11 protein-coding genes are annotated in these 14,002 nt (G+C 63.5%); 4 read left to right on the top strand and 7 right to left on the bottom strand.

The features are described 5' to 3' along the window. Window positions 1-262: 262 nt before the first annotated feature. Window positions 263-1,672: an aminotransferase gene (locus tag FJ988_RS26800; RefSeq protein WP_140821671.1), complete on the top strand. Its 1,410-nt coding sequence runs from the start codon at window positions 263-265 to the stop codon at window positions 1,670-1,672. 203 nt (window positions 1,673-1,875) lie between these two features. On the opposite strand, the gene FJ988_RS26805 is transcribed toward FJ988_RS26800, so the two are convergent. Beyond that, window positions 1,876-3,078: an aromatic ring-hydroxylating dioxygenase subunit alpha gene (locus FJ988_RS26805; RefSeq protein ID WP_140821673.1), complete on the bottom strand. Its 1,203-nt coding sequence runs from the start codon at window positions 3,076-3,078 to the stop codon at window positions 1,876-1,878. Window positions 3,079-3,509: 431 nt separating this feature from the next. Between FJ988_RS26805 and FJ988_RS26810 the strand changes: the two genes are divergently transcribed. Next, window positions 3,510-3,920 carry a hypothetical protein gene (locus FJ988_RS26810; protein ID WP_140821675.1) on the top strand — a complete coding sequence of 137 codons (411 nt, stop codon included), beginning with the start codon at window positions 3,510-3,512 and terminating at the stop codon, window positions 3,918-3,920. A 264-nt stretch (window positions 3,921-4,184) separates the two neighbouring features. Here the strand turns inward: FJ988_RS26810 and FJ988_RS26815 are convergent, their stop codons facing one another. Continuing rightward, entirely contained in the window at window positions 4,185-6,293 is a 2,109-nt protein-coding gene (locus tag FJ988_RS26815) for an ATP-binding protein (RefSeq protein WP_181183686.1), read from the bottom strand. 242 nt (window positions 6,294-6,535) lie between these two features. Further along, window positions 6,536-7,264, bottom strand: coding sequence for a response regulator (locus tag FJ988_RS26820; protein WP_246688666.1), 729 nt, complete (start codon window positions 7,262-7,264; stop codon window positions 6,536-6,538). Between the two features lie 94 nt (window positions 7,265-7,358). Here FJ988_RS26820 and FJ988_RS26825 point away from each other — a divergent pair, with 94 nt between their 5' ends. Next, complete coding sequence (locus FJ988_RS26825) at window positions 7,359-8,060, top strand: response regulator transcription factor (RefSeq protein ID WP_140821677.1); 702 nt, start codon at window positions 7,359-7,361, stop codon at window positions 8,058-8,060. Window positions 8,061-8,139: 79 nt separating this feature from the next. Here FJ988_RS26825 and FJ988_RS30950 read toward each other — a convergent pair whose 3' ends face one another. Continuing rightward, the gene (locus FJ988_RS30950; protein ID WP_181183680.1) at window positions 8,140-8,307 is read right to left on the bottom strand and encodes a hypothetical protein; all 168 of its coding nucleotides are present in this window, start codon (window positions 8,305-8,307) and stop codon (window positions 8,140-8,142) included. Window positions 8,308-8,360: 53 nt separating this feature from the next. After that, entirely contained in the window at window positions 8,361-9,041 is a 681-nt protein-coding gene (locus tag FJ988_RS31295) for a hypothetical protein (RefSeq protein WP_246688667.1), read from the bottom strand. Between FJ988_RS31295 and FJ988_RS26835 the strand changes: the two genes are divergently transcribed. After that, entirely contained in the window at window positions 9,036-9,488 is a 453-nt protein-coding gene (locus FJ988_RS26835) for a L,D-transpeptidase (protein ID WP_140821679.1), read from the top strand. The genes FJ988_RS31295 and FJ988_RS26835 overlap by 6 nt on opposite strands. Window positions 9,489-9,583: 95 nt before the next feature. Here FJ988_RS26835 and FJ988_RS26840 read toward each other — a convergent pair whose 3' ends face one another. Together FJ988_RS26840 and FJ988_RS26845 are read right to left on the bottom strand one after the other, a co-directional pair. Continuing rightward, complete coding sequence (locus FJ988_RS26840; protein ID WP_140821681.1) at window positions 9,584-12,667, bottom strand: efflux RND transporter permease subunit; 3,084 nt, start codon at window positions 12,665-12,667, stop codon at window positions 9,584-9,586. Beyond that, entirely contained in the window at window positions 12,664-13,938 is a 1,275-nt protein-coding gene (locus FJ988_RS26845; protein WP_246688668.1) for an efflux RND transporter periplasmic adaptor subunit, read from the bottom strand. The genes FJ988_RS26840 and FJ988_RS26845 overlap by 4 nt, the downstream gene beginning before the upstream one ends. Between the last annotated feature and the right edge of the window lie 64 nt (window positions 13,939-14,002).

Genomic DNA, 14,002 nt, shown 5'->3' on the forward strand with positions numbered 1-14,002 from the left:
TGGCTCGGACTGTCCCGCCATGCGGCCTTCCCATTCGTGACGCCGGCGCCTGTTCCCAAATTATGCGTGGAGCGCGATGGCTCCCTAGGCTTGCCGGCTTTCTTTCATCATGAGCGCATCCGCCGATTGAAATCAAGCGCTATTTCTGCAATATTGATTGAACGGACATTCAAAATGAAGTGATGAAAAGCCGAATTTCCATGGTTTTCCGCGACTTCAGGTGCCCGAGGAAAATAGCGCAACCGGACGATGCGAGGCGAACATGGCGGCTCAAAGCAAGATCAGCGAAACCATCGAGTTCGACGACGACGCGGTCGAGCTTGCCAAGCGCCATCTCGTCCAGCCATGGCCCTATGCAGGGTCGGTCGGGACGGAGGCGCGGGCGCTGATCGGCGAGGGCGATGGCATCTATATCACCGACGCCTCCGGCAAGCGGCTGATCGACGGGCCGGCCGGCATGTGGTGCATCAATGTCGGCCATCGCCGCGAGGAACTGGCCAAGGTCATGTACGACCAGGCGATGGCGCTCTCCTACAACACGCCCTGGTACACGATGAACGCGCCCTCGGCCGAGCTGGCGCGGCGCATCGCGGACGCCGCGCCGGGCGATCTCAGCCACACCTTCTTCACCACCGGCGGCTCGTCGGCGGTGGAGACGGCGCTGCGCTTCATGCAGTTCTACAACAATGTGCGCGGGCGGCCGGAGAAGAAGCTGATCCTCAGCCGCGGCGGCGCCTATCACGGCTCGACCTATCTGTCGGCCTCGCTCAACGGCCGGCCGCGCGATCGTCACTGGATGGATGGCGCTGACGAACTGGTGGTGAAGCTCGCTTCGCCAGATCCGTTCCGGCGGCCGAAAGGCATGAGCATCGCCGCCTTCGCCGATTTCCTGGTCGACCAGTTCCGCGACACGATTGCGCGCGTCGGCGCCGACCGTATCGGCGCCTTTGTCGGCGAGCCGGTGCAGGCCTCGGGCGGGGTGGTGGTGCCGCCGGACGGTTACCTGAAGCGCATCCGCGAGATCTGCCGCGACAACGATATCCTCTATGTCTCGGACGAGGTGGTGACCGGCTTCGGACGGCTGGGACACGTGTTTGCCTCGGGCGACGTGTTCGGCATTGATCCGGACATGATCACCTTCGCCAAGGGTGTGACCTCAGGCTATTTCCCGCTCGGCGGCGTCATCATCTCCGAGCGGCTCTTGGAGACGCTGCGCCGCTCCAATCATCCCGATGCCCTGTTCGGCCATGGCTTGACCTACACCAGCCACCCGATCGGCTGCGCGGTGGCGTTGAAGAACCTCGACCTGCTGGAAGAGGGCGTGCTTCAGCACACGCGCGAGATCGCGCCCTATTTCCAGGCGCGGCTGAAGACGCTGGAAGAGCTGCCGCTGGTCGGCGAGGTGCGCGGCATGGGCCTGATGGGCTGCGTCGAATGCGTCGCCGATCGCGACAGCAAGGACCCGCTGCAGCTCGACAAGGATGTCGGCAAGCGCATCGACGCGCATTGCCACGAACTCGGCCTGCTGGTCAGGCCACTGATCAATATGTGCGTGATGTCGCCGCCGCTGATCATCACCAAGGAGCAGGTCGACGATATGGTGGCGATCCTGCGCGAGGGGATTTCGCGGACGATGGATGATCTGCGGAAAGAAGGCGTCTGGCGGGGGTGATTGGCTAATCTCCCCCCTTGTGGGGGAGATGCCCGGCAGGGCAGAGGGGGGCGCTGTCCCGCCGGCTTCTCAGTCGTAGCAATATTCTTTTTGTGAGTTTGTGACTCGTCGCAGGTAACGGAGGTCGCGTTCCTTCGCGCCCCCCTCTGTCCTGCCGGACATCTCCCCCACGAGGGGGGAGATCAGCAGCTTCGGCGCCTCGCCTAACCCCTCGACCGCAGCGCGTCGTTAAGGCCCCACATGTCCTTCTCCTCGGGCGCCGTCTCCAGGTTCAGCACCGGGACCTGCTTGCGCAGATGGTCGTGGTGGGTGCGCACGCCGTATTCGAGGTCGGAGAGATAGAAGCCCTCGAAAGCCTCGGACAGCATCGATTCGTTCGACCAGACCGAAAGCTGCACGTCCTCGTTCATCGTGTCGCGGTCGATGCGGTAGGCGAGGTAGCGCGCCGCCGCCTGTTCGCGGGTCTCGTCCTTGTAGCGGTAGAGCGCGCCGCGCAGCAGCGTCTCGCCGGTCGACAGCGGGAACTCCTGATAGAACTGCACCGATTCCGGCATGATCGACAGCGCGTTGTTGGGGAAGATGCCGTAATAGATCCAGGCCTTGCGCAGATGCTCCGGCAGATGCGTCGGCTCCGGCGCGATCTTCATATATTCCTTGACGCTCCAGCGCCTGCCGGCATGCGGGTTGTAGGTGGCGAAGGAGCGCGACACGCCGTTGATGAATGGCTCGTCGAAATAGGTCGCGCCATAGAGATCCTGCAGTGCAGGATGCGCCATGGCGACGTGGTAGCCTTCATTGTCGACGTCGCGCACCGACTTCCAGTTGACTGGGGATTTCTGGGTCCAGATGCCCCAGGACGGCACCATGTCGGCGACGTTGTAGTGCGCCATCTCAGCTTCGATCGGCTTCAAGAGTTCCGCGACCGAAGGCTGCGGGCCGCCCTTGCGGAAGCGGATGAAGATGAAGCCCATCCAGATCTCGAGATCGAGCGGCATCAGGCCGAACTCGGTCTTGTCGAGTTCGGGGAAGGAGCGCGGACGGGCGGCGCCACGCAGCGTGCCGTCGAGATTGTAGACCCAGCCGTGGAACGGGCAGACCAGCGCGTTCTTGCAGGTGCCCTGGCTGTCGGCGACGACGCGGCTGCCGCGATGGCGGCACATGTTGTTGAAGGCGCGCACGACGCCGTCCTTGCCGCGCACGATCAACGCGCGCTCGCCGATGACATCCATGGTCAGGTAATCGCCGGCATTCGGCACGTCGGCGACGTGGCCGGCGATCTGCCAGTGGTTGCGGAAGACGTATTCTTTCTCGAGCTCGAGAAGGGCGTTGGAGTGGTAGCTCCACCCCGGCAAACCCCGCCGGTCCCAGTCGTTGGGGATCGCCACGTCACGGAGGTGCGGGTTCATGGAATTGCTCTTCTTTTTGTTGAATACTCATTCAATATAGGCATATTTTGCGTTGAAATGCAATGGTTTGCGGAGATATGCAAATTCCGAAACGGTAGATGCGAAGGCACCCAAGTCGAAAAAATCCCGGAAAATCCGGGCCTTATCCAGGGATGTAAAACAGCGATTCCGAGCCCAGTTCCTTCACCCCGGTGAAGCGTTTTTCGCGGATGGCCGGCCCGTCTAAAGGATCGCTTCAAGCCCGATTCAGCCTGCTGTGTGAGGCCGGTTACAGTCAGCCCGATGTGGCAGGTGCATCAATCCAGCCAATCGGGTGCCGAGCCGCTGTTTCATGGCTGTTACACAGGCAATCGTCACCAATCATTCGGCTGTTACCTGGTGCGGTTATGTTCGTTTCACAGCAAAAAGAAAACATAACGAAGGGAACCGCGATGTTCGCGAAAGTTCAATCCGTGGATACCAACCGCCGCCTGCATGGCCCCGAGCGCAGCGACCGCCGGCCGAAGCTTTCGCTGCGCCAGCGCGCCAGCGACCATCCGATGGTGATGTTCCTGCTGATCGGCGGCTCGGCCTTTGCCAGCATGATGGTGGCGCCGGCCTCCGGTCCGGCTTTCGCCTCGATCAATCCGCCGGCCAATATCGTCGAGGGCGCACCGACGACGCTCAAGACCGCGCGCCTGCCGCTGCCGCAGGTCGATTTCGCCTGCAAGGGCCAGAATTGGGGCGCCGAAAGCGCCGATTGCCTGCGCGCCATCGCCGAGCAGTCCGGCCAGCACAGGGAGCGCGCGGTGCGCATGATTGCCAACGCCGCGCCGCTGACCAACACGCCGAATGTTTTTTGATCTCCCCTGAGCGCGCCCTCCTGCGCTCCAGTCAGGCTCCCGCCGCAAAGTCGGTCGGGAGCCTCTTTTTTTCGGCTCTGTCGGTATTCAGGTGAGGCCGGCCTGCGAAGGGCGGCTTCCTGCGCTTCCGGTGCTCACGTACTTCAAGTACGCTCCGCTCCGGTTCTCGGAATCCACCCTTCTCGACTCGGCCTGACCTGAATCTCGAAAGAGCCTGCGGCGGCGCGAGCTCGAGGCCCGGCTGCGTTTTGCCGCGACCTCACTTCAGATATGAGCGCCGCTGTCGGCTGCGGCTGCGGCTTCGTCGGCCACGGTCGACAGGATGCCGCGGACGTCGAGCGTCGAGAACGGCTTCTCCAGGATTTGCGGCCGTTGCAGCGGCGGTAGCGCCTCGATCTCGGCCTTGGCGCCGATCAGATCGCCGGTCACCAGCACGAAGCGCTTTGCCAGCACCGGCTTCTCGGCAAGCAGTTCGCGATAGATCGCCATGCCGCTGGTGCCGGGCATGCGCAGGTCGGAAAAGACGATGTCGGGCGGCATATGGCCGTTCAGGACCTCGGCGGCGGACGTCCAGCTTGCCACCACGCGCGACTTCAGGCCCATCAGCTCCAATATGTCCGAAAGCGAACCCGCGACATCGGGCTCGTCGTCGATGATCAAGGCATGGCGCAGCCCGCTCGAGCGCGCCGGCCCTTCGCCGGCACTTGCGGCGCCGCCGGCAATCGCGGGCAGTTGCACGACGAAGCGCGCGCCCTGCGGATCCACCTCTTCGAACCAGATGTTGCCGTTATGGCGTTCGACGATCGACTTCGAGATCGACAGGCCGATGCCGGTGCCGACGCCGACCGGTTTGGTGGTGAAATAGGATTCGAAGATGCGCGAGCGGATCGCCTCGGGAATGCCCGGGCCATTGTCCTCGACCGAGAAGCCCGGATTGCCGCGCTCGCTGCGGAAGGTCCGTACCTTGATGCGTCGTTCGCCCTCGGCGCCGGCCAGCGCGTGCTGGCTGTTGATGAGGAAGTTCGCGGCCACCTGCGTGACATGGTCGGCATCGGCCATGGCGAGCAGCGGGCCGTTGGCGAAATCCGTGTCGATGACGATGCCGCTCGAACGCGCGCCATAAGCGGTGACCTCGAGCGCCGAGCGCATCACCTGGTTGAGATCGGTCTCGGCCTGCTCGGTTGGATGCAGGCGCACCATCGACAGGAAGCTCTTGACGATACGGCCGCAGCGTTCGGCGGCGGCGCGCACCTTTTCGGCGCGCACTTTGGTCTGCGGGTCGGCGGCGAATTCGTGCAGGAGCGTCGACTGCGCCACCACCACGGCAAGCGGGTTGTTGAGCTCGTGCGAGACACCGGCGAGCAGCGAGCCCATCGCCGCCATCTTCTCGTTCTGGTGCAGCTTCTCGCGCTGGCGGTTGATCTCCTCCTCGGCCCGGAACTGGTCGCGCAGGTCGCGGATCGAGCCGAAGATCAGGCGGCGGTCGGCAACGCGCATCTCGGTTGCCGTCAGTTCGATCGGAAAGATCTCGCCGGCGGCATTCTGGGTGACGGTCTCCATCCGCTGGCCGACCATCGGCGCGCCGCGGCCCGACATGTAGTCGGCGCCCGAAGTATAGCCCTTGCGGTAATAGATCGGCACGATGGTGTCGAGCAGGTCCTTGCCGAGGATGGCGCTGCGCGGGAAGCCGAACATCTTCTCCGCCGCGGGATTGAATTCTATGATCGAGCCGGCTTCGTCGATGACGATGATGGCGTCGAGCGAGGCCTGCAGCATGGTGCGGCGGATGACTTCGCTGGCATGCGCTTCGGAGGGCGAACGCTCGATGGCGTCGCCGATGGCCAGGGCGATGATGTGCAGCGTCGCCTCTTCCTCGTCCGTCCATTCGCGCTCTGCCACGCAGTCGTTGATGGCGAGCGTGCCCCAGAGGTGGCCATGCGCGAAGACCGAGACCGACAGGAACGATTTGATGCTCTGCTTCTCGAAATCGGTTCTGAGGAATCCGTCTAGGTCGCGCGTGTGGCCGGAGAAGATCTTGCCCTGCCGTTCGTCCTCCTGCAGGCGCTCCAGGAGCGGGTCCTCGTTGATGATCGACTGCAGGATCACGGTGGGCAAGGCGAGCTCGCCGCCGAAATCCGGATCGATCCAGTAGGAATTGACGGACTGGGCGAAGCCTTCGCCCGGCAGCTCGCGCAAGCGGAACAGGATGCCGCGCTGGCAATCCATCTTGCGGCACATCGATTCCAGTATGCCGTCCATTTCGCGCTGCCAGTCGCCGGCCTCGCGCAGCCGGCGCACGACATGCACGGCCGCCATCGCCGCGCCGCCCGGGCGCGAGCCATGCATATCGATGCGTGCCGCCTCAGCAGTCATGGTCAAGCTTCATCCCCATAGCCATATCGGTAAACCATGAAATCCAGCACACAAGCCCCGAAATAGGTCATGGGCCATGTGCTGGATCGCAATGCTACAGCGCTAATGCATGTCGCGCAAAAGTGCGCAGCGGTTTTGCGGCAACGACATGCATCTAAAGAAAGAGTTAAAGCGCGTTGCTTGAATTCGTTTCAACGCGACGCGCTTTAATCGCGTATCCGGAAGGATGCGCAGCGCCGCGGTCAGTTGCCGTCGCTTGTGGGGAGCGAGAAGATATAGCCTTCGCCGCGCACCGTGCGCAGGAACTTCGGGTTGGCCGGATCGGCCTCGATCTTCTTGCGCAACCGCATGATACGGATGTCGACGGCGCGCGAGGATTCCGGATCCTCGACGAAGCCGATCGCCTCGGAAATCGCAGCCCTGGTCAGAAGGCGGTTGGCGCGGGTGAGGAAGACCTCCAGCACGTCGAACTCGCTCTTGGCCATCTCGATGACCGCGCCATTGGCGCCGGTGACCAGGCGGCCATCGAAATCGGCCTGGAAGCCGCCGAAATTCATCAAGCGACGATCGCTGGTCGCGGCTTTGGCCGCCTGCGGTTCGGCCGGCTGCGGCACACGGCGCAGCACGCTGCGCACCCTGGCCAGCACCTCGCGTAGTTCATAAGGCTTGACGATGTAATCGTCGGCGCCAAGCTCCAGCCCGACGATGCGGTCGAGCGCCGTGCCTGCGGCGGTGGCGTAGACGATGCCGATCTGCGTTTTCGAGCGCAGCCAGCGACCGAGCGACAGCCCGTCCTCGCCGGGCATGGCGATGTCCAGAATGGCCAGATGAAATGACTGTTCCTCGAACAAACTCCGTGCGGCCGCGGCATTTTCGGCCGTGGCGACGTCGTAGCCGCTGGCGCCGAGATATTCGGCAACCGCTTCCCGCAGATCCGGTTCGTCCTCGACGACGATAATGCGTGCCTTCACGACGCGCTCGCTCCCGCTTTCAGTGGAAAGTAGATTGGGTATAAACATGATGTCCAGCACTCATCTCGAGTTGTCTGTGGCGGGGTGAAAGAAAATGGCCGCACGATCCGTCATTGCGCTTGTGTCCGTCGCCGATGTGGTGACCGGCGACCTTGCCGATCATCTCGAGCGGCGGGGGCATGACGTGCGCCAGGCGCGCCAGCCCTGGGAAGCGGAATCGCTGCTTTCGGCCGGCGACATCGACGTCGTGGTCGTCGGCGACGACGTCAGCCAGGCGGATGGGCGGGAATTGCTCAAGCGCTATGGCGGTCAAGGCGGGGGCGGCGACGGCGGTCCGGCTTTCATCCTGATCTGCCGGCCGCGCGACCTCGTCGACAAGGTGCTGGCGCTGGAACTCGGCGCCGCCGACGTCGTCGAAAGCCCGCTCAACGTGCGCGAGCTTGCCGCGCGCATCGGCGGCCTGCTGATGCGCCGCGGCAGGGCGGCGGGCGAACTGATCGTCCTGGAGAATACGACCGTCGACCTGCGGTCGGCCATGGTCATGCACCGCTCGGGGACAGAGGATCAGCTCTCGCCCGGGCAAGTTGCGCTGCTCAGGCTGTTTTTGGCGAGCCCCCGCAAGGTGCTGACGCGCGACGACATCATCGCCGCGGCGCCTGCCGAGAATGCCGACGCCTTCGACCGCTCGATCGATTCGCGCATCGTGCGACTGCGCCGCAAGCTCGACACCGAGACCATCACGACGATCCGCGGCGCCGGCTATCGTTTCGATCCGCCGACGCCGCGCGGCGAATGAGATAGCGCGATCAGGGCTGATTTGCTCTTTCGGCATCGGATCCCCCAAAGCCGGTTCCTTTGGGTCCGATGCCCGGCGCTCAGCGAACCACCAAGACGGAGGGGCCCGACGGCAAGTCGGCACTGGCGGTGATTTCGATGTTGGCGGCGCGCTCCTTCATGAGCACGGTCGCGAGCGCGGCAAAGCCGAGCAGGCCTTGCGCGTAGAGCAGTGCGGAAAGCACCGAAGCTGCAAATTTCGTGTTCATATCGCTATCCCCAAAAAATCGGCCCCAAAAAAAAATCGGTATGCGTAGGCGCTTCAAGAAACTCCCGAAGCGCCCGCGCCGCCTACGGAGCCCCCCGTCGCGGCGCGGGCCTTCGGTCCTCTCGGCAGCAAGTAGCCGGAGGGGCCGCGCGTCCTCATCAACCGAAGGCCGACCCGCCAGAGGGCCTTCAGCCGGTGGACACGCAGGCTGGAGATGATCCAGACCGAGGCGATGAACAGAGACATGTGCAGCGTCGAAACCTCGCCAGGGGTCATCGCGGCCAGCGTCGTCACCGGGTAGCCGGCCAATGAGCCGGCGCCGCCGAGGATGATCGCCGCGACGCTGATCCTGAGAAACCAGGAGCGGAGATTCGTTGTCCTGCCCATTTTCGTTTTGCTGTTTCTGTTCCCGTTGCAGCGAGATTGCGATCGCCGTGTATCAGCATCATGCCGCGCGGGCCGTGCTTTGTTGCAACCCGGTATCGAGATTGCCGAAAATGTCTTTATATCAGTGTGATAGGTGAGTTTGTCCCGTGTTTCAGCCTCGCTACCGTTAACCATACCGAACTCGAAAGGAGAATTTCGATTGGCATGGCCGTTAAGATCGAGAAACGGATTCGAAACATAAATGCGCATCAAGCGAAATATGACCGAAACAGGCGGCGACGATAAAGCGGTCCATCGAAATTGAAGCCGGACGAGAACGGCAAAACACACAGAGGGGTCGTCATGCATACCGCCATTTCCGCCAAGCTCATCAACATCACCGCCGCCGCGCTCACCGGCGCTGCGCTGCTCATCGGCAGCAATGCCGCCCATGCCAATCAGGTCGTCGCCAAGGTCTCGCTGTCGCAGCAGATCATGGAAGTCACGGTCGATGGCCGGCCGACCTTCACCTGGAAGGTGTCGACGGGCGACCGGAGCCACATCACGCCGACCGGATCGTTCAAGCCGACCCGCATGCACGAGATGTGGTATTCGAAGAAATACGACAACGCGCCGATGCCGCATTCGGTGTTCTTCAGCGGCGGCTATGCCGTGCACGCCACTTACGCCATCAAGCGCCTCGGACAGCCGGCCTCGCATGGCTGCGTGCGGCTGCATCCGGATGCGGCGGCCGATTTCTACCAGCTTGTCGAGGTTTTCGGCCCGGCCAACACCAGCATCGTGATCGTCAAGTAGCAGGCGGGTTGCCGCCTCCGGTGCTTTAGACTGGAGCTGTGTGGCTACCGCCAAAAAAGAGGCCGGAATTTCCGGCCTCTTTTGTTTTGAGCTGTTCAGCCCGGCAGCGCCGGCATCAGCTTCGGATCGGGCTTCTCGGCGAGATGCGGCAGGTCCTTGCTGGCGATAAAGGTGTAGAACATCGGCACGACGAACAGCGTGAACATGGTGCCGACCAGGATGCCTGTGAAGATCACCAGGCCCATCGAATAGCGGGCCGCGGCGCCCGCGCCGCTGGAGACGATCAGCGGCACGACGCCCAGCGCCATGGCGGCGGTCGTCATCAGGATCGGCCGCAGGCGCACCTTGGCCGAGGCGATAATGGCGTCGCGCCGCCGCATGCCATGTATCTCGCGCTGCTGGTTGGCGAACTCGACTAGCAGGATGCCGTGCTTTGTGATCAGGCCGATCAGCGTGATCAGACCGACCTGGGTGTAGATGTTGAGCGTTCCCAGGCCGATGTTGAGCGGCACGATGGCGCCGAAGATCGATAGCGGCACCGCCATCATGATGATGAGCGGATCGCGGAAGCTTTCGAACTGCGCCGCCAGTACCAGGTAGATGACGACCACGGCCGCGGCGAAGGCGATCAGGATGGTGTTGCCCTGTTCCTTTTCCTGCCGCGACTGGCCGGAATAGTCGATAAAGAAGGTATCGGGCAGGCTCTCCCTGGCGATGTCCTCCAGCGCCTTCAGCCCATCACCGGTGGTGACGCCAGGTAGCGGCAGGGCGGAAATCGTCGAGGAATTCAGCTGGTTGAACTGCTCGATCGCCGCCGGAGAGGCATTGGTGGAGATCTTCACCACCGCCGACAGCGGCACCATCTTGCCGTCGACGCTGCGCACGAAATATTCGCCGAGCTTCTCGGGATTGTCGCGGAACTCCTGCGGCACCTGCGGGATGATGTCATAGCTGTTGGAGTCGCGGTCGAACTGCGCGACTTCGGCGCCGCCGACAAGCAGCGTCAGCGTGTTGCCGATATCGGCGATCGGCAGGTTAAGCGCCGCCGCGCGCTCGCGGTCGATGGTCACCGTCACTTGCGGCGCGTCATAGGCCATCGAGTTCTGCACGACGATGAAGCGGCCGGAGGCCTGTGCCTTGTTCTTGATCTTCTCCGCCTGCTCGAAGACCTCGGAGGGATCGCCGGTGGAGCGCACCACCATGGAGATCGGCAGGCCGCCGCCGGAGCCGGGCAGCGTCGGCGGCGCGAAGACGAAGGCCTCGACGCCGGCAACCTTGGAAAGGCGGCCCTGGATATCGGCCTGCAACTGCTTCGAGCTGCGCTTGCGCTCCGCCCAGTCCTTGAAGGCGAAGCCAACGAAGGCGCCGTTGGTCGCGCCGCCGAAGGCGACTGCCGAGAACTGCGCCCTGGTCTCGGGAATATCCTTCACCAGGCCGAGCATCTGGTTGACGTAGGTCTCGGTGTAGTCCGACGTCGCGTAGCGCGGCGCGGTCACGATCGAGAGCAGGAAGCCCTGATCTTCTTCCGGCGCCAGCTCGGTCGAGGTCTTGGTAAACATGAAGCCGGTAAGGGCGACAAGCGCGACGACAATGATCAGCGTCACCGGCCGGTTCCTGAGCGAAGCGGTAACCGCCCGTTCGTAGACGCGCTCGACACGGCTGAAGGTGCCGTCGACGATGCGCTGGAAGCGGCCATGCGCGCCCGGCTTCAGCAGGCGGGCGGACATCATCGGCGTGATGGTCATGGCGATCAAGCCCGACAGCACCACCGAGCCGGCCAGCGTGACGGCGAATTCGCGGAACAGCGCCCCGGTCAGGCCGCCGGTGAAGGCAAGCGGGGCGAACACCGCGGCCAGCGTGATGGTCATCGCCACGATGGCCGTCGCGATCTCGCGCATGCCGTTGAAGGCCGCCTGCATCGGCGACATGTGGTCTTCTTCCATGTGGCGGTGGATGTTCTCCACCACCACAATGGCGTCGTCGACGACGAGGCCGATCGCCAGAACCATGGCAAGCAGCGACAGAAGGTTGATCGAATAGCCGACTGCGAAAAGGATGAAGCAGACGCCGATCAGCGACAGCGGGATGGTCACGATCGGCATCATCACCGAGCGGAACGAGCCGAGGAACAGAAGGATGACCACGATGACGATGGCGACGGCCTCGCCGATGGTCTTGAACACCTCCTCGATCGAAGCGCTGATCTGACCGGTCGCGTCGTAGACGACCTCGATCGTCATGCCCTTGGGCAGCGTCTCCTGGATCTGCGGCACGAGCTTGGTGACGGCGGCCGCGGTCGTCAGCGGGTTGGCCGCCGGTGTCGGGAAGATAGCGAGGAAGGTGCCGGGCTTGCCGTTGAAGCTCACCCTGGTGTCGGTATTTTCCGCGCCGAGCTCGACACGCGCCACGTCGCGCAGGCGCACGACCTGGCCGTTCGTCGAGCGGATCGGCAGCTCGGCGAAGGCTTCGGGCGTCTGCAGGGTCGAATGCACGGTGATCGAGGACACCACATATTCGTTCTGGGTGTTGCCGGGCGCCGACAGGAAATTCGAGTTGTTGATCGCGGTCAGCACGTCGACAGCCGTGGCGCCGCGCGCGGCCAGCCGGATCGGATCGATCCAGATACGCATCGAATATTCCTGGGCGCCGAAGATCTGGACGTCGGCGACACCTTCCACGGTCGAGATGCGAGGCCGAATGACGCGCTCGATGTATTCGGTGAGCTGCTCCTTGGTCATGTTCGGATTCTGCATCGAGATATACATCATCGCGAACTGCTGGCCGGTGCCCTTGACGATCACCGGATCCTTCGATGCGTCCGGCAAGGTGCCGCGTACGCCCTGGACCTTCGACAGCACTTCGGCCAGCGCGACGTCCGGGTTGGAGCCGAGCTTCATCTGCACCGTCACCGTGCTTGAAGAAGGACGGCTGGAAGAGGTGACGTAATCGATGTTTTCCGTCGAGGCGACGGCGCGCGCGATCGGGGCGGAGATGAAGCCCTGGATCAGGTCGGCGCTGGCGCCGGGATAGGCCGTGGTGATGGTGATAGCCGTCTCGTCGACCTTGGGATACTGGCGGATCGACAGGCCGAAAATGCCCTGGAAGCCCAGAAGCAGGATCATGCAGGCCAGCACGGTGGAAAGCACCGGCCGGCGAATGAAGAGGTCGGAGAAGCTCATGGCTGCTGAACCTGCTTGTTCGCCGATTTGCTGGGATCGATGGTGTTGTCGACGGCGACCGACATGCCGTTGAAGAGTCGGTTCTGGCCGGCGGTAACGACCTGGTCGCCTTCCTTGAGACCTTCAGTGATCTCGACCATGCCGTTGTTGCGGCGGCCGAGCTTAACGAACACCTGCGAGATGACGAGTGCCGGCTGCTGCGCGGCATCGGCTGGCTTGGCGGCTGCATCAGCTGGTTTGGCTGCGTCGGTCGCGGGCTTCGAAGCGTCAGCCGGCTTGGCGGCATCGGCGGCCGGCTTCTGCGCATCGGTTTTGGCGTCCTCCGGCTTTGCCGGGGCTGCGCTGGACGCAGGCTTCGCCGGCTCGACGACGAAGACGAAGTCGCCATAGAGGCTCGACGTCACCGCGGTCTGCGGCACGTCGATGACGTTGCTTTCCTTCGGCAGTTCGACGCGGATCTGCACGAACTGGCCCGGGGTCAGCTTGCCTTCAGTGTTGGCAACCTCGCCACGGATCGAGACCAGGCGGCTCGCCGGATCGATCTTGGGGTCGATGCCGCGAATGGCGCCGGCAAAAGACAGATCCGCCAGGCTGCCGCCAATGCGGATGGTCTGGCCGATCTTCAGCAGCGGCAGCTGCTGCTCGGGAACGGTGAAGTCGACCCGCATCGTGTCGAGGTCCTGAATCGTGACCACCGAGTTGCCCGGCGCCAGATACTGGCCGATATCGATCTTCGGAATGCCGACCGTGCCGTTGAACGGCGCGGACAACTGCTTCTGGTCGAGCACCGCCTGCAGCTTGTTGACCTGCGCGGCCGAGGCGTCCGCCGCGGCGCGCGCGGCATCAAGTGTGGCGTCGGTGCCGACACCGCGCCGCTGCAATTCGATCGCGCGGGTCAGCGCCGCCTGGTCGGAAGCGGCCTGCGCTTTCTGCGCCACCAGATCGGCCTTCTCGACGGCGTCGTCGAGTTGCACCAGCACCGCGTCGGCAGCCACCTTCTGGTTGGCGTGGAAGAGGATCTGCTTGACGATGCCGCTCGTCTCAAGCGTCAAATCGACGCCGCGCACGGCATTGACGGTGCCGATCGCCTCGACACCGGGCGTCCAGTCCGAAGGCTTGACGATCACGGTCGATACAGTCGCCGCCGGCGGCTTCATGGTGGCGAAATACTGCTTGATGCCGGCATCGCGCATGAAATTGAAACCGACGATGCCGACGCAGATCAGGACGAGCAGCAGCAAGAAGCCGAAGATGATGAAAAAGCGCTTCACGGACAGTCCCCCTCGGCCGGCAACCGGCAAAACAATCGATGCCGGGACAGATATCGACGACAAG

Origin of the sequence: Mesorhizobium sp. CU3, assembly GCF_006442965.1 — a bacterium.
In the GTDB taxonomy this organism is placed as follows: domain Bacteria; phylum Pseudomonadota; class Alphaproteobacteria; order Rhizobiales; family Rhizobiaceae; genus Mesorhizobium.

Coding starts and splice junctions, on each gene's coding strand:
- FJ988_RS26815 (WP_181183686.1), bottom strand. CDS start 6,293: ATGACTGCTGAGGCGGCACGCATCGATATGCATGGCTCGCGCCCGGGC.
- FJ988_RS30950 (WP_181183680.1), bottom strand. CDS start 8,307: ATGAACACGAAATTTGCAGCTTCGGTGCTTTCCGCACTGCTCTACGCG.
- FJ988_RS26805 (WP_140821673.1), bottom strand. CDS start 3,078: ATGAACCCGCACCTCCGTGACGTGGCGATCCCCAACGACTGGGACCGG.
- FJ988_RS26800 (WP_140821671.1), top strand. CDS start 263: ATGGCGGCTCAAAGCAAGATCAGCGAAACCATCGAGTTCGACGACGAC.
- FJ988_RS26835 (WP_140821679.1), top strand. CDS start 9,036: ATGCATACCGCCATTTCCGCCAAGCTCATCAACATCACCGCCGCCGCG.
- FJ988_RS26825 (WP_140821677.1), top strand. CDS start 7,359: ATGGCCGCACGATCCGTCATTGCGCTTGTGTCCGTCGCCGATGTGGTG.
- FJ988_RS31295 (WP_246688667.1), bottom strand. CDS start 9,041: ATGCATGACGACCCCTCTGTGTGTTTTGCCGTTCTCGTCCGGCTTCAA.
- FJ988_RS26810 (WP_140821675.1), top strand. CDS start 3,510: ATGTTCGCGAAAGTTCAATCCGTGGATACCAACCGCCGCCTGCATGGC.
- FJ988_RS26840 (WP_140821681.1), bottom strand. CDS start 12,667: ATGAGCTTCTCCGACCTCTTCATTCGCCGGCCGGTGCTTTCCACCGTG.